The 16,208-nt window shown below is 72.7% G+C and carries 15 protein-coding genes; 12 read left to right on the forward strand and 3 right to left on the reverse strand.

The window, feature by feature from the left end:
- Positions 1 to 161: 161 nt before the first annotated feature.
- Entirely contained in the window at positions 162 to 722 is a 561-nt protein-coding gene (locus FR742_RS36290) for a dihydrofolate reductase family protein (protein WP_148035798.1), read from the forward strand.
- 4 nt (positions 723 to 726) lie between these two features.
- Here FR742_RS36290 and FR742_RS36295 read toward each other — a convergent pair whose 3' ends face one another.
- Positions 727 to 1,455, reverse strand: coding sequence for an IclR family transcriptional regulator (locus FR742_RS36295; protein ID WP_148035799.1), 729 nt, complete (start codon positions 1,453 to 1,455; stop codon positions 727 to 729).
- Between the two features lie 86 nt (positions 1,456 to 1,541).
- On the opposite strand from FR742_RS36295, the gene FR742_RS36300 reads away from it, so the two are divergent.
- Genes FR742_RS36300 through FR742_RS36315 form a run of 4 tightly spaced genes read left to right on the forward strand, consistent with a single transcriptional unit; the run spans position 1,542 to position 5,257 of the window.
- Positions 1,542 to 2,657: a cupin domain-containing protein gene (locus FR742_RS36300; RefSeq protein ID WP_148035800.1), complete on the forward strand. Its 1,116-nt coding sequence runs from the start codon at positions 1,542 to 1,544 to the stop codon at positions 2,655 to 2,657.
- Positions 2,654 to 3,484 carry a fumarylacetoacetate hydrolase family protein gene (locus FR742_RS36305; protein ID WP_148035801.1) on the forward strand — a complete coding sequence of 277 codons (831 nt, stop codon included), beginning with the start codon at positions 2,654 to 2,656 and terminating at the stop codon, positions 3,482 to 3,484. Before FR742_RS36300 ends, FR742_RS36305 begins: the two co-directional genes overlap by 4 nt.
- Positions 3,481 to 4,071 carry a maleylpyruvate isomerase family mycothiol-dependent enzyme gene (locus tag FR742_RS36310; protein ID WP_222709242.1) on the forward strand — a complete coding sequence of 197 codons (591 nt, stop codon included), beginning with the start codon at positions 3,481 to 3,483 and terminating at the stop codon, positions 4,069 to 4,071. Before FR742_RS36305 ends, FR742_RS36310 begins: the two co-directional genes overlap by 4 nt.
- A gap of 16 nt (positions 4,072 to 4,087) precedes the next feature.
- Positions 4,088 to 5,257, forward strand: coding sequence for an FAD-dependent oxidoreductase (locus tag FR742_RS36315; RefSeq protein WP_396990540.1), 1,170 nt, complete (start codon positions 4,088 to 4,090; stop codon positions 5,255 to 5,257).
- On the opposite strand, the gene FR742_RS36320 is transcribed toward FR742_RS36315, so the two are convergent.
- Both FR742_RS36320 and FR742_RS36325 read right to left on the reverse strand, forming a co-directional pair.
- The gene (locus FR742_RS36320; protein ID WP_148035803.1) at positions 5,245 to 6,495 is read right to left on the reverse strand and encodes an MFS transporter; all 1,251 of its coding nucleotides are present in this window, start codon (positions 6,493 to 6,495) and stop codon (positions 5,245 to 5,247) included. The genes FR742_RS36315 and FR742_RS36320 overlap by 13 nt on opposite strands.
- A gap of 301 nt (positions 6,496 to 6,796) precedes the next feature.
- Entirely contained in the window at positions 6,797 to 9,718 is a 2,922-nt protein-coding gene (locus FR742_RS36325; protein WP_187281546.1) for a BTAD domain-containing putative transcriptional regulator, read from the reverse strand.
- Between the two features lie 287 nt (positions 9,719 to 10,005).
- Here FR742_RS36325 and FR742_RS36330 point away from each other — a divergent pair, with 287 nt between their 5' ends.
- From FR742_RS36330 to FR742_RS36360, 7 genes are read left to right on the forward strand one after another with little or no spacing between them, the layout of a single operon-like run.
- Complete coding sequence (locus tag FR742_RS36330) at positions 10,006 to 11,499, forward strand: hypothetical protein (RefSeq protein WP_261808974.1); 1,494 nt, start codon at positions 10,006 to 10,008, stop codon at positions 11,497 to 11,499.
- Entirely contained in the window at positions 11,496 to 12,008 is a 513-nt protein-coding gene (locus tag FR742_RS36335; protein WP_148035805.1) for a hydrogenase maturation protease, read from the forward strand. Before FR742_RS36330 ends, FR742_RS36335 begins: the two co-directional genes overlap by 4 nt.
- Positions 12,001 to 12,369: a hydrogenase maturation nickel metallochaperone HypA gene (locus tag FR742_RS36340; RefSeq protein ID WP_261808975.1), complete on the forward strand. Its 369-nt coding sequence runs from the start codon at positions 12,001 to 12,003 to the stop codon at positions 12,367 to 12,369. The genes FR742_RS36335 and FR742_RS36340 overlap by 8 nt, the downstream gene beginning before the upstream one ends.
- Positions 12,369 to 13,427, forward strand: coding sequence for a hydrogenase expression protein HypE (locus tag FR742_RS36345; protein ID WP_148035806.1), 1,059 nt, complete (start codon positions 12,369 to 12,371; stop codon positions 13,425 to 13,427). Before FR742_RS36340 ends, FR742_RS36345 begins: the two co-directional genes overlap by 1 nt.
- 37 nt (positions 13,428 to 13,464) lie before the next feature.
- Positions 13,465 to 15,258, forward strand: coding sequence for a nickel-dependent hydrogenase large subunit (locus FR742_RS36350; RefSeq protein ID WP_148035807.1), 1,794 nt, complete (start codon positions 13,465 to 13,467; stop codon positions 15,256 to 15,258).
- A complete protein-coding gene (locus FR742_RS36355; RefSeq protein ID WP_148035808.1) occupies positions 15,251 to 15,598 on the forward strand; it encodes a hypothetical protein in 348 nt (115 codons plus the stop codon). The genes FR742_RS36350 and FR742_RS36355 overlap by 8 nt, the downstream gene beginning before the upstream one ends.
- Positions 15,595 to 16,200 carry a DUF5947 family protein gene (locus FR742_RS36360; RefSeq protein ID WP_261808976.1) on the forward strand — a complete coding sequence of 202 codons (606 nt, stop codon included), beginning with the start codon at positions 15,595 to 15,597 and terminating at the stop codon, positions 16,198 to 16,200. Before FR742_RS36355 ends, FR742_RS36360 begins: the two co-directional genes overlap by 4 nt.
- The last annotated feature ends 8 nt before the right edge of the window (positions 16,201 to 16,208 follow it).

Genomic DNA, 16,208 nt, shown 5'->3' on the forward strand with positions numbered 1-16,208 from the left:
GCGATTGATCCCACGCCGTCGGCCCGCCGTCAACCAGGCGGGCGCCCTCCCCCTGGTGACCTGCGACGGCCCCTGAAACTTTCAGCCAGGAAGAGGAGCGTAAGAAGGTCGTAAGAACGCTCCGCCACCATCGGAAGCGGCGAACCGGAAAGGACTCATCCATGCGCAAGCTCAAGCTCCAGGTCCAGACGACCGTCGACGGCTTCATGGCCGGCCCGCAGGGCGAGATGGACTGGCTGACGTTCCCGTGGACCGACGACCTCAGCGACCACGTCAACGCGCTCACCAAGTCCGTCGACCGCATCGTGCTGGGCCGCAAGCTCGCCGAAGGGTTCATCCCGGCCTGGGCGTCCAGGCCCGAGGGCGAGGACGAGGAGTCGATCGACTGGATGAACGACACGCCCAAGACCGTCATCTCCAACAGCCTCACCGAGTCGCCGTGGGAGAACGCCACCGTGGCAGGCGGCGACCTGACCGAGATCATCGAAGGGCTCAAGGCCGAGCCGGGCGGCGACCTCATCGTGTACGGGGGCGGCACGCTCGTGTCGAGCCTGATCGCCGCGGGGCTCGTCGACGAGCTCCACCTGTTCGTCAACCCGACCTCGATCGGGGCCGGCATGCCGGTGTTCCCGGCGGACGCCTACCACCGCTTCCGTGTGGCCGGCACGCGGACGTTCGACTGCGGGATCCTCGCGCTCCACTACGAGCCGGTGCGCGCCTGAGCGGTCAGATCGCGTCGGCCTCGATCGCGGCCGCGGTCAGGGTGAGCGCGCTGATCCAGCCCGGCAGCCGCTCCCTGGTGAAACGCGCGGTGGGCAGCGCGATCGAGATCGCCGCGTACGGACGGCCCGATCCGTCGCGCAGCGCCACCCCCACCGCCGTCAGGCCCGTCTCCGTCCGCTGGTCGTTGATGGCGACGCCGCGCCGGCGCACCGCCGCCAGGTCGCGCCGGACGCGGGCCAGCTCGGCCTCGTCCGCGTAAAGCCGCGCCAGCTCGGCGGGCGGGAGCAGGGCCAGGATCGCCTTGCCGCCCGAGGTCAGGTGGGCCGGCAGCGAGCGCCCCGTACGGTCGCCGACCCGCAGCACGTTGTCGCACTCGACGGTGTCGACGAAGCGGACCTCCGCGCCCGCGCGCACCACCAGGTTCGCCGACTCGCGCACGTGCGCGACCATCCGCTCCAGGTGCGGGCGGGCCACCCTGCGCAGCAGCGTGACCGGGGCTTCCGAGACGGGCGCGGGCCGCAGGACGGGCCCCGCCCGGTAGCGCCGGTCGGAGTCCTGCTCGGCGAAGTCGCGGTAGACGAGCATCGCCAGCAGGCGGTGCGCGGTGGAGCGCGAGACGCCCAGCCGCTCGGCGACGTCGCTCAGCCGCAGCGGCCCCTCCTGCTGCAGCAGGGTGGCCAGGTGCAGCGCGTGATCGACCGACTCGATCGCGTACGACGGGCGATTCTTCACAGCAGAACAACCTATTCCATCAGGAGGAACCTAGACCAGGATGGTAACCGGTCACTGCAGCGCATCTGTCAAGGAGCCGTACACCGATGACCGTCACCAGTCCCGTCAGCATCGTCGCGAGCGACGCGCCCGACCAGCCCGACCGCACTCCCGAGCTGGACGGGCTCTACCGCGAGTTCGAGTCCGAGCTGCTGGTCCCGCTCTGGACCGAGATCGGCGACCTGATGCCGCACGCGCCGGTGTCCGCCGCCGTGCCGCACCTGTGGCGCTGGAACCGGCTGCTCCCGATGGCCACGAAGGCGGGCGCGCTCGTCCCGGTCGGCCGGGGCGGCGAGCGGCGCGCCATCGCGCTGGCCAACCCCGGGCTGGGCGGTCGCCCGTTCGCGACGCCGACCCTGTGGGCGGCGATCCAGTACCTGAACCCGCGCGAGGACGCCCCCGTGCACCGGCACACCCAGCACGCCTTCCGCTTCGTCGTCGAGGGCGAGGGCGTGTGGACCGTGGTGAACGGCGACCCGGTCGCGATGCGGCGCGGCGACTTCCTGCCGCAGGCGGGCTGGAACTGGCACGGCCACCACAACACCAGCAGCGAGCCGATGGCCTGGATCGACGGCCTCGACATCCCGTTCCAGCACTACACCGACTCGACGTTCTTCGAGTTCGGCCCGGACGAGGTGGAGAGCAGGGAGGCGCCCGACCGGTCGCGCTCGGAGCGGCTGTGGGCGCACCCCGGCCTGCGCCCGCTTACCCAGCTCGACCCGTCCCCGGCGACCCCGCTGCTCGCCTACCGCTGGGAGCACACCGACCGGGCGCTGTCCGAGCAGCTCAGGCTCGAAGCCGAGGGCTACACCGCCACCACCGAGCCGGGACACGCGGCGGTCCGCTACACCAACCCGACCACGGGCGGCGACGTCATGCCGACGATCCGCGCCGAGTTCCACCGCCTCGCCCCCGGCACCGGGACCGCCACCCGCCGGGAGGTCGGCTCGTCGGTCTTCCAGGTGTTCGACGGTCTCGGCCGGGTCACCGTGGGTTCGGCGAGCTGGGACGTCGAGCGCGGCGACCTCTTCGTCGTCCCGTCCTGGCAGCCGCTGACCGTCGAGACCGAGCATGGCCTCGACCTCTTCCGGTTCAGCGACACCCCCGTCATCGAGAAGCTCCACCAGCACCGCGTCCAGATCGACCCGAGGAAGCACGCATGAGACTCGCCACCATCCGCACCGCCGAAGGCACCCGCGCCGTCCGCGTCGACGGCGACCGGTACGTCGAGACCGGGTTCGGCGACGTCGGCGAGTTGCTCGCGCGGGACGACTGGCGCTCGCTCGCCGAGTCCGCCGACGGGCCCGCGCACGCCGCCGGCACGGCCGGGCTCGCGCCGGTGGTGCCCGCCCCCGGGAAGATCGTCTGCGTCGGCCTGAACTACCGCAACCACATCCTGGAGATGGGCCGCGAGCTGCCCGAGCACCCGACGCTGTTCGCCAAGTACGCCGACGCGCTCATCGGCCCGTACGACGACATCGCGCTGCCCGCCGAGTCCGACGCCGTCGACTGGGAGGCCGAGCTGGCCCTGGTCGTCGGCGCGACCGTGCGGCGGGCCGACGAGAGCCGGGCCGCCGCCGCGATCGCCGGTTTCACGGTGCTGAACGACGTCACCATGCGCGACTGGCAGTACCGCACCGCCCAGTGGCTCCAGGGCAAGACGTTCGAGGGCACCACCCCGCTCGGCCCGGTGCTGGTCACCCCCGACGAGCTGCCCGGCGGCGTCCGCCCCGAGCTGGCGATCAGCGGCGCGGTCGACGGCGAGGAGGTGCAGAAGTCCAACACCGGCGACCTGGTCTTCGACCCCGTCGCGCTGGTGCGCTACGTCTCCACGATCATGACGTTGCGGCCCGGCGACGTCATCGCCACCGGCACCCCTGGCGGCGTCGGCCACGCCCGCAAGCCCCCGCGCTACCTCGCCGACGGCGGCACGCTCGTCACCGAGATCGAGGGCATCGGCCGGCTCGAGAACAGGGCGCGCAGGTCATGACCGAGATCCGGGAGTGGATGGACCACTGCACCGGCCTCTTCCTCGACGCCGTCGACGGGCTCGCCGACGACGACCTCGGCGCGGCGACCGGCCTGCCCGGCTGGTCCCGCCGCCACGTCGTCGCGCACGTCCACCACAACGCCGAGGCGCTGCGCCGCCTGCTGCACTGGGCGCGCACCGGCGAGAGGACGCCGATGTACGCGAGCCCCGAGCAGCGGAACGCGGAGATCGAGGCGGGCTCGGCAATCCCCGCCGAAGAGCTGCGCGCGCTGGTGCGCGGCTCCGCGGCGGCCCTCGCCGCCGACCTGGACGCGCTGCCGGAGCGGGCATGGACGAACGAGGTCGTCACGGCGCAGGGCCGGACCGTCCCCGCCACCGAGATCCCGTGGATGCGCGCCCGCGAGGTGGCCGTGCACGCCGTCGACCTCGGCACCGGCCTCGGCTTCGACGACCTGCCCGCCGGGTTCAACGCCGCGCTGGCCGTCGACGTCGTACGCATGCGGGCCGCCGGCGGTGAGGGCGCCGCCCTCGCCGCCTGGCTGACCGGACGCGCCGGTGAGGCGCCCGTACTCGGCCGCTGGCTCTAGTGAGAAGGGAATGACCGTGTCCGAGAGGGATGTGGACGTCATCGTCGTGGGCGGGGGCATCGGCGGGCTGTCGAGCGCCCTCGCGCTGGCCCGGTCCGGGCGGCGGGTGCGCGTCCTGGAGCGCGCGCCGGAGTTCGCCGAGGTCGGCGCCGGTCTGCAGATCGCCCCGAACGCCACCAGGATCCTGCGCGAGTGGGGCGTGCTCGACGAGGTGATCGGGCTCGGGGTGCTGCCGCGACGCCTGGTGTTCAGGGACGCGGTCGACGGCCGCGAGCTCACCCACCTGCCGCTCGGCGAGGAGTTCGTCGCCAGGTACGGCGGGCCGTACGTGGTGATCCACCGCAGCGACCTGCTCGGCGTGCTCCAGCGCGCGTGCGACCGGGCGGGCGTGGACCTGGTCCCGAACTGCGAGGTCACGGACGTCGAGACCGCGCAGGACACGGCGGTCGTGCGCAGCGCGGCGGGCGTCCAGCGGGCGGACGTGGCGATCGGCGCCGACGGGCTGCGGTCGCGGCTGCGCGCCCGGCTGAGCGACGACGAGCCGGTCAACTCCGGCTACGTCGCCTACCGCGGCGCGTTCCCGGTCGAGGAGCTGGAGACCGAGCCCGACGAGCGCGCGCTCACCGACGTGGTCGCCTACATCGGCCCCGGCTGCCATCTGGTGCAGTACTCGCTGCGCGGCGGGGAGATGTTCAACACGGTCGCGGTGTTCCGGTCGCCGGGATTCCTGCGGGGCGAGGCCGAGTACGGCGGCCCCGAGGAGCTCGACGAGGTCTTCGCCGGGGCCTGCCCGCAGGTGCGGCACGGGCTGAGGTCGCTGTGGCGGGTCCGCCACTGGAAGATGTTCGACCGCGTGCCCGTCCCGAACTGGGTCGACGGCCGGATGGCGCTCACCGGCGACGCGGCCCACCCGATGCTGCAGTATCTCGCGCAGGGCGCCTGCCAGGCGATCGAGGACGCGCACTGCCTGGCGGCGCAGGCCGCCGCCAGTTCCGGCGACTGGCCGGTCGCTCTCAAGGAGTACGAACGCGTACGGACCGAGCGGACGGCCCGGGTGCAGACGTCGGCGCGGGTCTGGGGCGACATCTGGCACGTCGACGGCGTGGCGCGGCTGCTGCGCAACGAGCTCTTCCTGAGCCGCGAGCCCGACGACCACAAGCACGTCGACTGGCTCTACGGCGCCTGATCGCGGGGCGCCGCTCGGCGCCCGGCCGTCCCGGGGACGACCTCCCCGGCGCGGGCGCGGGCCCGTCGCCAGGCGAGGGCGGCCGGCACTCCGGCCGCCAGCCCGGCCACCCCCGCGACACCCAGCGCCCCCGTCACCCCCAGGTGCGTGGCCAGCAGTCCGCCCGCGATCATGCCCAACCCCTGGGCGGCGACGAGGGCGGCGGAGGCGATCCCCAGCACCTGCCCCCTCCGCTCGGTGGGGACGATCCGGACGAACTCCGCGTTCGCCGTCACCTGGTAGGCGCCCAGCATCCCCACGAGCGCCCACAGGACCAGCGCCGCGACCGGGCCCGGGACCAGCGCCGAGGCCACCAGCGGCGCGCTCGCGGCGCACGCCAGCGGTCCGAGCAGCCGCAGCCGCGCCTCCGTGGAGCAGAACCGGGTGAAGAAGAACACGCCCAGCACGTTGCCCACCGGTATCGCGGCCATGAGCAGGCCCACCATCGCGGTGCCCTGGCCGGTCCCGGCGGCGTAGGGGGCGGCCAGCGCCTCCGGCACCACCTGGAACCCGGCGAGCATGGCCAGCGCCAGCAGGCTGCGCAGCCGGTGGTCGGAGACGAGCAGGCGCAGTCCTTCCAGCGGGCCGCCGCGCCCGTCGTCTCCCGCGGTTCGCGCGGCGGGGTGCGGCCGGACACCACGCAGCACGATCAGCGCGGCCAGCGCGAAGGCCGCCGCGTTGAACGTCAGCGACCCGCTCGTGCCCACCGCCGCCACCAGCACGCCCCCCGCCGCGAAACCGGCCAGGCTGACGATCTGGGAGGTGAGGTGCTGGATCGCGATGCCCGCCTGGTAGACGTCCTCGGGCAGGATGTCGGGCGTGAGCGCCATCTGGGCGGCCACGGCCGGCGATTCGAGCAGTTGCGAGGCGAAGACCAGGGCGCACAGCACCGGCAGCGGGATCCCCGGCACGGCCACCAGCGCGATCAGCCCGGCCCTCGCCAGGCCGCAGCCGACGATCAGCCTCCGGCGGGGGTACCGGTCCGCCAGCCCGCCCAGCAGCGGCCCGCCGACCAGCGCCGGCACCAGGGTGAGTGCGTACACGAGCGCGGTCACCGCCGCGGACCCGGTGCGCTCGTAGGCGAGCACCGCCAGCGCCACCCGGCCCAGTTGCGTCCCCGCGCGCACGACGGCCATCGCGCCCCAGAGCGCCCGGAACTCCGTGACGGCGAACGCGTGGCGGAAGGCCCCGCTCTCCATCGCCGCCTCCTGTCAGCCCTTCGTCACTTGGAGGCGGCCGGCGGCGCGTGGAAAGCGCCGCCGGCCGCCATCAGGTCGTCACCACGGTCCGGCCCCACCGGGCCGGACTGTTCTGGTCAGGTCCAGATGAGATCGCGCATAGGAGACACCCCCTGTCCATGTCCAGTCGTGGTCGTCCGGCCGATCAGTTCCAGATGATGTCGCGCATGGCGCTCCTCCCCTTCGTAGACCCCCGCCGGCAGAGAGGCGGACCTCGTCTCCCTTTCTGCCAGGCCGGGTTGATGCGGGAGCTATACGCGAGCTACGCGCCGGCCTTCCGGCCCTCGCGGACCCGTGCGAGCAGGTCCACGGCCTCGGCCCGCATCGGCGGGGAGGCCAGGCCGTCGATCCGGGGCAGCACGCGTTCGATCGTCTCCCCCGCCCGCGCGAGATCGCCCAGCCGCGCCAGGGCCTCGCCGACCGCCAGGCCGATCTTGCAGAGCACGAGTGTCAGCTCGGAGCGTTCGGCATGGTCGAGCGCCGCCGCGAGCAGGGTGCGGGCCTGCCGGCGCTCGCCCGCCTCGATGGCCACGTGGGCCAGGCCGAGCCGGGCGAAGGCGCCTCCCGTGAAGTCGCCCACCCGGTCGGCCGCCTCCGCGACCTTGAGGAACGCGTCCCTGGCCTCCCCCGCGCGTCCCACCCTCAGGTAGACCTCGCCCAGCCAGTACAGGGTGTTGAGCCGCTTCCAGCCGCCGCGGCTCCTGCCCGCGACGCGGAGGGCCTCCTCCAGATACCGCAGCGCCTCGGGCACGCGGCCCTCGACGAGGTGGATCTGCCCGACGCAGCGCAGGGTGTGGGCCTCTCCCGAGTGGTCCTCCATGACGCGGAAGGTCTCGCGGATCCGCTCGCAGCGGCGCAGCGCGACGGTGTGCTCGCCACGGGTGCGTTCCAGGGTGACGAGCATCCGCCAGACCTCCGCCAGCCCGTGCTCGTCCCCGATCTCGGCGAAGATCCGTTCGGACGACGCGAGCGTCCGCGCGGCCTCGTCCAGGGCGCCGGCGAGCACCCCCAGTTCCGCGGCGAGCGCCGGCACGATGGCCTGGGCCCGGCGGTCTCCGGACTTCTCCGCCATCCGGTACGCGATCGACAGGATCTTCCGGTACTCGCCCGCCCAGCACCGGATGTCGTACAGCCAGCCTCCCATCAGGGCGATCCGCCAGCCCTCGTCGAAGAGCCCATGGGCCTCCGTCTGCCGCAGGACACCGTGGACGGTGGCGGCCTCGGCCTCCAGCCAGTTCACCGCATGCTCCGCCGCGTGCCGTACGGTCTTCTCGTCCACGGCGACGGCCAGTTCCCCGGCGAGCCGGGCGTAGTAGTCGTGGCCCCGGTCGGCGCTCCGGGCCTCGGCGGCGAGCCGGAGCAGGTGCCTGGCGGCCGACGAGACCACGGACACCGCCATGTCCGCGGTCTCCTCCTCCGCCATCCGTTCCCGGCAGTAGGTGCGGACCAGGTCGTGCATCCCGTATCTGATCTGCCCCGTGCCGTCGACGCCGGTCACCCGCAGCAGGTGGATGTCCGTCAGGCGCTCCAGCGTCTCCTCCGTGTCGGCCGGCCGCTCGCCGACGACCGCGACGGCCAGCCACGGCCCGGCCTCGGGGACGTCGAGGAAGGCCAGCCGTCGCAGCAGGCGGCGCTCCGCCTCGCCGAGCGCCTGGTAGGCCAGATCGAGACCGGCCCGTACGCCGAGCCCCGAGTAGGACAGCTCGTCCAGACGGCGCTGCTCGTCGGCGAGCCGCCTGGCCAGCTCCGCGATGCGGCGGTGGGGCCGCGCGGCGAGCCGCGACCCGGCGATGCGCAGCGCGAGCGGCAGCCCGCCGCAGAGCCGCGCCACCTCGCGGGCCTCCGCGTCCTCGGCCGCGACCCGTGCGCTCCCGGCGATCCGGCCCAGCAGCTCGACCGACTCCTCCCCGTCGAACGGGAGGAGTTCCACCGTGGTCGGCGCGCCGAGTCCGGCCAGCCGCCTGCGGCTGGTCACGAGTACGGAGCAGGTGCCCGCGCCGGGAAGGAGCGGCTGCACCTGGCTCTCGTCGGTCACGTTGTCGAGCACCACGAGCACCCGCCGGCCGGCGAGCATGGTCCGGTAGAGCGCGGACCGCTCCTCGCGGGCCTCCGGGATCCTCCTCCCGTCGACGCCCAGCGCGCGCAGGAAGGCGGCGAGCACCTCGTCCGGCTCGGCCGGCCTGCTGTCAGCCCCCCGGAGGTCCACGAAGAGCTGGCCGTCGGGGTGGCTCTCGCGGACCCGGTGGGCCGCGTGCACGGCGAAGACGGTCTTGCCCACCCCCGGCGGGCCGGTGATCGCGCAGATCGGCGGCGCGCTCCCCCGTGGGCCGGCCAGGGCGGACAGCGCCTGGGCAAGATCACGATCCCGCCCGGTGAAGTCGGTGGTGTCGGCAGGGAGCTGCGCGGGCGCGCCGCCGGGTGTGGCCGTCACGGACCCGTTCGGCGGCGGGGCGAGGCCGGGATCGGCGCGCAGGATGGCCTGCTCCAGCTCGGTCACCGCCTGGCCCGGGTCGAGCCCGTGTTCCTCCACCAGCCTGCGGCGCAGGTCGCGGGAGAGGTCGAGGGCCTCGATCCGGCGGCCACCGCGGTAGAGCGCGAGCATGAGCTGCGCGTGCAGCCGTTCCCGCAGCGGGTGCTCGGCCACCAGCCGCCGCAGCTCGCCGATCGCGTGGTCGTGCCGTCCGAGCGCGAGCTCGGCGTCGATCAGCGTCTCCACGCAGCCGAGCCGTGTCTCCTCCAGGTGGACCCGGACCGCCTCGACATAGGCTCCGGACGCGTCGCTCAGCGCCGGGCCGTTCCAGAGCGCCAGCCCCCGGCGCAGCGACCGGACCACCTGCTCGGGCGGCTGCCCCGCCCCGGCCTGCCGGACGTACCCCTCGAACAGGGCGAGATCCAGGTTGGCGGCGTCGGCCCGCAACGTGTAGCCGCCCCGGGAGGAGGCCACCTCGTCGAGGCCGAGGGCGCGTAACTCGCGGCGGATGGCGTGGATCCCCGAGTAGATCTGGGCACGGGCCGAAGGCGGTGGCGCGCCGCCCCACAGCGCGTCGATCACTGTCTCCATGGTGACGACCTTGTTCGCGTTGAGCAGCAGGAAGCCGAGCAGGCCGCGGCGCTGTGACCGGCCGAGGGCGCTCACCGCGCCGCCGCCGCGCACCCGTACGGGCCCGAGAACGCTGAACGTCATGCCGCCCCCGTGAGGCACCTCAAGCGTCATTTGACGATCTTTACCGATAAGTGCCGTTTTGGCAGCAAATTAGTCGGTTGGGGGGGTCCCTGCCGCCCGCTGGACCGGGCGCGCGCCCGTGCGGCAAAGCGGCGGGCAAATCCTGTTGGGACGAAGCGGGCTTACGTCGAAGAAAGTCCGATTTCCCCTCGGATGAATCATCAAGAACCGCTAAGTGAGGACGGCACCTAGGGGAGCGATCCACCTACTTGTCCTGAGACGGCGTGGCAATACCAGAAGAGTCACGTATGACCAGGGACAGGAAGGGGCCACCCTCCGTGGACGCGAACGGCATCGACGCCGCGCCCGGTTTCCGGGCGGCGCTGGCGGTCGCGGACTCCGTCCTGTACGAGGGCTACCTGCTGTACCCCTATCGCCGTTCCTCACCGAAGAACCGGGTCCGGTGGCAGTTCGGCGTGCTGCTGCCGGAGCCGTGGGCCAGGGCGCACGGGCTGGACGGCGGCGGGGTGGCGGGCTCCGCCGAGTCGTGGTGGCAGCGGACCGAGTGCCTGCTCACCGGGCCCGCCGACGCCCTGGTGCACTGCCGGCTCCGCTTCCTGCACCTGCGCCGCCGTACCCCTGAGGAGCTGCTGCCGGACGGCGGCCACCGCGCCGCCGACCGGGTCGGGGACGCGCTGACCTTCGACGAGGCCGTGCCCCGCGAGTTCGACCTCACGGCGTCCGTCGCGGACCTGCTGTCCGGGCCGAAGCGGCTCGACCTGCGGGTGCCCGGCTTCGAGACGATCACCCCGCTGCCCGGCTCGGCCGGTCGGACGCGCTGGCGCGAGTGGCCCCTGCTCGCCCGCGCCACCATGTCCCTGACCACCTGCGCGCTCCCCACCAGCACGCCCGTACGCGACGAGCACGCCGGTCACGAGCGGGTGCCGCAGAACAAGCCGGGGGTACGCGACGAGCACACCGGCCAGGAGCCCGTGCCGCTGCTCAAGTTGTGTGTACGGGTTGAGAACGTCGGCCGGGAGCCGTCGCCGGAGGCGTCCAGGGACGAGGCGCTCCGGCACGCGCTGATCGCCTGCCACACGCTTCTCGCCGTGCCCGGCGGCCGGTTCGTCTCGCTGCTGGAACCCCCGCCGTGGGCGGAGGCCGCGGCCCGCGACTGCGCGAACGCGCACACGTTCCCCGTGCTGAGCGGCGACCAGGTGATGCTGTCGTCGCCCATCCTGCTCTACGACAACCCGCGGGTCGCGCCGGAGAGCCCCGGGGACCTGCACGACGCGGCCGAGATCGACGAGATCCTGTCGCTGCGCACGCTGACGCTCACCGACGCCGAGAAACAGGAGGCGCGTGCCACCGACCCGCGCGCCGCCGCCATCCTGGACCGCGTCGAGTCGATGACCCCGGACGACCTGGCCCGCCTGCACGGCACCACCCGCGACCCGCGTCCCGAGGGAACCGGGGTGGAGTCGCAGGTGCCCTGGTGGGATCCGGAGGCGGATGCCTCGGTGCGGCCGGAGACGGACTGCGTCGAGGTGGGCGGGGTCCCGGTGCGCAAGGGCAGCAGGGTGCGGCTGCGACCCCGGTTGCGCGGCACCGACCCGCAGGACATGTTCCTCGACGGCAGGACGGCCCTGGTGGAGGCGGTGCTGCTCGACGTGGACGGCAGCCGCCACTTCGCCGTGACCCTGGAGGACGACCCGGCGGCCGAGCTGAACCAGTGGTACGGGCGGTACCGCTACTTCGCCCCCGACGAGACCGAGCCGCTGGACCAGGGGGTGCCGGGATGAAGCGGGTGCTGGTGGCCGGGATCGGCAACGTGTTCCTCGGCGACGACGGCTTCGGCGTCGAGGTGGTCAGGCGGATGGACCCGGCGGCCCTGCCCGGCTCCGTGGTGGTCGCCGACTACGGCATCCGCGGCGTCCACCTGGCCTACGAACTGCTGGGCGGCACGTACGACACGCTGATCATGGTGGACGCGGTCGAGGTCGAGGGCCCGCCGGGCACCGTGGCCGTCCTGGAGATCGACGACGAGCCGGCCCCGGACGCCCCGCCGCCCGTGGACGGGCACGGCATGCATCCGCAGGCCGTCCTCGACCTGCTCCGCAAGCTGGGCGGCGGCGTCGGCCGGGTGCTCCTGGTGGGCTGCCGGCCGCAGGTGATCGACGAGGTGATGGGCCTGTCCGAGCCCGTCGCCGCAGCCGTGGACGGCGCGGTCGCCGCGGTGACGGCGCTGGCCCGCGACGAGGCCGCCCGACAAGAGGCGACCCGACAAGACAAGGAACGCGCTGATGCATGAGACAGGGATGTGCGACGAGATCGTCCGGGCGGTTCTGCTCCGCGCCGAGGGACGGCGGGTGGCCGCGGTACGCGTCCGTGCCGCCGTCACCGGGCACGCGGTGGACCCGGCGGTCGTCGACCAGGGCTTCCGGGTGGCCGCTGCCGGGACCGCCGCCGAGGACGCGCAGCTCGAACTGGTCGCCGCGCCGCCGACGATGAGCTGCCACGACTGCGGCGCCAGGACGCCCGCGGCCGGCGCGCTCGTGCTCGTCGCCTGCCCGCGCTGCGGCGGCGTCGACGTCGAGGTCGTCGGCGACACCGGGGTCGTCGTCGAGTCGATCACCTACCAGTCGGACGTGCTCACCAGCGAGGTGCCGTGATGACGCAGACGCACGAGCGGAGCGGCCAGGCCGCCGGCTACGACGAGATGCACATCCTGTGGATATCCGAGGGCATGAGCTGCGACGGCGACACCGTCTCGATCACCGCCGCGACCCAGCCCGCGATCGAGGACGTGGTCGGCGGCGTCATCCCCGGCCTGCCCAAGGTCCACCTGCACAACAAGGTGCTCTCGCCCAGCCTCGGCGGCGAGGACTACCTGGCCCCGTTCAGGGCCGCCGCCCGCGGCGAGTTGGAGCCGTTCATGCTCGTCATCGAGGGCTCGGTCCCCAACGAGAACATCAACGGCGACGGCTACTGGACGTCGCTGGGCAACGACCCTGCGACCGGCGACCCGATGACCGTGAACACCTGGATCGACCGGCTCGCCCCCAGGGCCTGGGCGGTCGTCGCCATCGGCACCTGCGCGACCTACGGCGGCATCCACGCGATGGCCGGCAACCCGACCGGCTGCATGGGCCTGGCCGACTATCTCGGCTGGGACTTCCGGTCGACCGGCGGGCTGCCGATCGTCAACGTGCCGGGCTGCCCCGTCCAGCCGGACAACTTCATGGAGACCCTGACCTGGGTGCTCTACCACGCGGCCGGCAGCGCGCCGCCGCCTCCGCTGGACGAGATGCTGCGCCCGCAGTGGCTGTTCGGCAAGACGGTCCACGAGGGCTGCGACCGGGGCTCGTACTACGAGCAGGGCGACTTCGCCGGTGACTACAACTCCCCGAAGTGCCAGGTGAAGGTGGGCTGCTGGGGCCCGGTCGTGAACTGCAACGTGCCCAAGCGCGGGTGGATGGCCGGGATCGGCGGCTGCCCGAACGTGGGCGGCATCTGCATCGCCTGCACCATGCCCGGCTTCCCGGACAAGTTCATGCCCTTCATGGACATGCCGCCCGGCGGCAACCTGTCCTCGACGCTGATCAAGCCGTACGGCGCCTTCATCCGCCGGATGCGCGGCATCACCAACCACACCGCCAACAGGGAACCCCGGTGGCGGCACAACCGCGAGGCGCTGACCAGCGGCTACGACCCGCGCTGGCGTCCGTAGAGACCGCCGACACGCGAAGAGAGAGGGAGTACGGCGGATGGCCATCGAACAGCAGGAAAGAGTCACGCCCAAGCCGGGCCAGCTCGTCGAGATGTCGTGGGACCCGATCACCCGCATCATCGGCAACCTCGGCATCTACACCAAGATCGACTTTGAGAACCAGCGCGTGGTGGAGTGCCACAGCACGTCCTCGCTGTTCCGCGGCTACTCCGTGTTCATGAAGGGCAAGGATCCGCGCGACGCCGGCTTCATCACCAGCCGCATCTGCGGCATCTGCGGCGACAACCACACGACCTGCTCGGTCTACGCGCAGAACATGGCGTACGGGATCAAGACCCCGAAACTCGCCGAGTGGATCATGAATCTCGGCGAGGCCGCCGAGTACATGTTCGACCACACGCTCTTCCAGGACAACCTGGTGTTCGTCGACTTCTGCGAGGCGATGGTCAAGGGCACCAACCCGAGCGTGCTGAGCCGGGCCGAGACCACCGACGCGCCGAACGCCGCCATCCACGGCAAGCGCACGATCGCCGACATCATGCGGGCGTTCAACCCGTTCGAGGGCGACATCTACAAGGAGGCGCTGGTCGTCAGCCGCGTCACCCGGGAGATGTTCTGCCTGATGGAGGGCAGGCACGTGCACCCCTCGACGGTGTATCCGGGCGGCGTCGGCACGATGCCGTCGCCGACGGTCTTCACCGACTACCTGTCGCGGCTGATGAGCGTCATCGACTTCGTCAAGAAGGCCGTCGCGCTCAACGACGACGTCTTCAATTTCTTCTACGAGGCGCTGCCCGGCTACGAGGAGGTCGGCCGCCGCCGGGTGCTGCTGGGCTGCTGGGGCGCGTTCCAGGACCCCGAGGTCGTCGACTACCGCTACGAGACGATGAACGAGTGGGGCAAGGCGATGTACGTCACCCCCGGCATCGTCGTCGACGGCGAGCTGATCACCACCAACCTGGTCGACATCAACCTCGGCATCCGCATCCTGCTCGGCAGCTCCTACTACGACGACTGGGTGAACGAGAAGCCGTTCGTCACCCACGACCCGCTGGGCAACCCGGTGGACATGCGCCACCCGTGGAACCAGACCACGCTGCCCGCCCCGCAGAAGCGGGACTTCGAGGGCAACTACAGCTGGGTGATGAGCCCGCGCTGGCTGGACCCGCGCACCGGCGACCACCTGCCGCTGGACACCGGCGGCGGCCCGTTCGCGCGCCTCTACACCACCGCGCTGGCCGGCCTCGTGGACACCCCGTACGTGAAGTCGACCGGCTCCAGCGTGCAGATCCACCTGCCGAAGGGCGACTCGCTGCCGGAGACGACGCTGGAGTGGCGGATCCCGCCGTGGTCCAACGCCATCGAGCGCAACCGGGCCCGGGTGTACTTCGTGGCCTACGCGGCCGCCATGGCGGTGTACTTCATCGAGCGGGCGCTGGAGCGCGTGCGCGGCGGCGACACCAAGGTGTTCCAGGACTTCGACGTGCCGGAGCAGGCGATCGGCGTCGGCTTCCACGAGGCCGTGCGCGGCGTGCTGTCGCACCATCTCGTCATCGAGAAGGGCAAGATCGCCAACTATCACCCGTACCCGCCCACCCCGTGGAACGGCAGCCCGCGCGACCGCTTCGGCACGCCGGGACCGTACGAGGACGCCGTGCAGGACATGCCCATCTTCGAGGAGAACGGGCCGGAGAACTTCAAGGGCGTCGACATCATGCGCGCGGTCCGCAGCTTCGACCCGTGCCTGCCCTGCGGCGTGCACATGTATCTCGGCAAGGGCCGCACGCTGCGAAAAGTGCACTCGCCCATGTTCGGGGGCGGCCATGACTGACCGGCCGCGGCTGGACGAGCGCGCCGTCGCCGGGCGCCTGGAGCTGCTCGAAGAGATGCTGAACGAGCTGGAGACGACCTCGGGGCCGACGGCGGAGCTGGCGCTCGACGCGGTCGCCACGCTCGCCGAGGTGTACGGGGAGGCGCTGGCCCGCGTCATGGACCGCGCCGCCGCGTACCCCGGGTTCGGCTCCGCGGCGGCCGGGGACGTCCTGCTGGCGCACCTGTTCGCGCTGCACGGGGTGCCCACGGGCCAGCCGCCCGAGAGCGATCCCGGCACGGCGTTCATCCCGCTCGACACGCTGGCGCGGCGGCCCGCCACGTCGAGGGCGGCCCCGTGACGCACAGCGTGACCGGCGGCGCGCTCGGCCGGGTGGTCAACCGGCCGGTCGCCCGGCGGCGGCGGGCCGCCGAGCCGTGCGAGCTGTGCGGCGAGCCGCTGCAGGGCGAGCACGCCCACCTGCTGGAGGAGCGGAAGGAGCAGGTGCTGTGCGCCTGCCGCGCCTGCGCGCTGCTGTTCGAGCGGGGCGAGGGCGGCGAGGGCGGCCTCGGGCGCTTCCGGCTGGTGCCGAACCGGCGGATCCGCCTCACCGGCCCGCCGCCGTCCGAGCTGGGCGTGCCGGTGGGCCTGGCGTTCTTCGTACGCCGGGCCGACGGCACGGTCCTGGCCAACTATCCGAGCCCGGTGGGCGCCACCCGCTGGGAGGTGGACACCGCCGCGTGGGAACGGCTCGTCGGCCGGTACGGGGAGCTGGAGTCGATGCGGACGTCGGTGGAGGCCTTCCTGGTCGCGATCGTGCGCGGCATGGACGAGCGCTGGCTCGTACCCATCGACGACTGTCACCGGCTCGTCGCCCTGGTCCGCCAGGAATGGACGGGCATGTCCGGCGGGCAGCGGCTCTGGGATCGGATCGCAGCTTTCTTCGCCGAACTCGGCAGATGAGGAGGAGG

The organism is Nonomuraea sp. C10 (assembly GCF_008017515.1).
GTDB lineage: Bacteria > Actinomycetota > Actinomycetes > Streptosporangiales > Streptosporangiaceae > Nonomuraea > Nonomuraea ferruginea.

Coding starts and splice junctions, on each gene's coding strand:
- FR742_RS36310 (WP_222709242.1), top strand. CDS start 3,481: ATGACCGAGATCCGGGAGTGGATGGACCACTGCACCGGCCTCTTCCTC.
- FR742_RS36345 (WP_148035806.1), top strand. CDS start 12,369: ATGACGCAGACGCACGAGCGGAGCGGCCAGGCCGCCGGCTACGACGAG.
- FR742_RS36300 (WP_148035800.1), top strand. CDS start 1,542: ATGACCGTCACCAGTCCCGTCAGCATCGTCGCGAGCGACGCGCCCGAC.
- FR742_RS36290 (WP_148035798.1), top strand. CDS start 162: ATGCGCAAGCTCAAGCTCCAGGTCCAGACGACCGTCGACGGCTTCATG.
- FR742_RS36335 (WP_148035805.1), top strand. CDS start 11,496: ATGAAGCGGGTGCTGGTGGCCGGGATCGGCAACGTGTTCCTCGGCGAC.
- FR742_RS36330 (WP_261808974.1), top strand. CDS start 10,006: ATGACCAGGGACAGGAAGGGGCCACCCTCCGTGGACGCGAACGGCATC.
- FR742_RS36305 (WP_148035801.1), top strand. CDS start 2,654: ATGAGACTCGCCACCATCCGCACCGCCGAAGGCACCCGCGCCGTCCGC.
- FR742_RS36340 (WP_261808975.1), top strand. CDS start 12,001: ATGCATGAGACAGGGATGTGCGACGAGATCGTCCGGGCGGTTCTGCTC.
- FR742_RS36320 (WP_148035803.1), bottom strand. CDS start 6,495: ATGGAGAGCGGGGCCTTCCGCCACGCGTTCGCCGTCACGGAGTTCCGG.
- FR742_RS36350 (WP_148035807.1), top strand. CDS start 13,465: ATGGCCATCGAACAGCAGGAAAGAGTCACGCCCAAGCCGGGCCAGCTC.
- FR742_RS36325 (WP_187281546.1), bottom strand. CDS start 9,718: ATGACGTTCAGCGTTCTCGGGCCCGTACGGGTGCGCGGCGGCGGCGCG.
- FR742_RS36355 (WP_148035808.1), top strand. CDS start 15,251: ATGACTGACCGGCCGCGGCTGGACGAGCGCGCCGTCGCCGGGCGCCTG.